General features: G+C 61.9%; 1 pseudogene. It reads left to right on the forward strand.

Annotated elements, in window-relative coordinates:
- Positions 1–328 (forward strand): annotated as a pseudogene (locus C6W91_RS21355) (cytochrome C); the annotation flags it as partial.

The raw sequence follows: 328 nt of genomic DNA on the forward strand, positions 1-328 counted from the left end.
TTCGGCACCTTCTATCCGCCGAACCTGACCACCGATCCCGAACATGGCATCGGCGGCTGGACTGCCGAGAGTTTTGCAAAAGCCATCCGCCAGGGGATCGGACCAGATGGGGAACCCTATTTCCCGGCCTTTCCTTACCCCTTCTACGCAGAGTTTTCTGATCAGGATATCGCCGATCTGTGGGCCGCGTTTCAGACCGTGGCACCGGTGCCTGAGGCCGCGCCGGATCATGCGGTCGGTTTTCCCTTCAATCAGCGCTGGGGACTGAAGCTTTGGCGGGCCGCGTTTTTCCACGATCCGGGGACGGAACCGCTGCCGGGGCGCAGTG

Source organism: Phaeobacter sp. SYSU ZJ3003 (assembly GCF_041300735.1).
GTDB lineage: Bacteria > Pseudomonadota > Alphaproteobacteria > Rhodobacterales > Rhodobacteraceae > Phycobacter > Phycobacter gallaeciensis_A.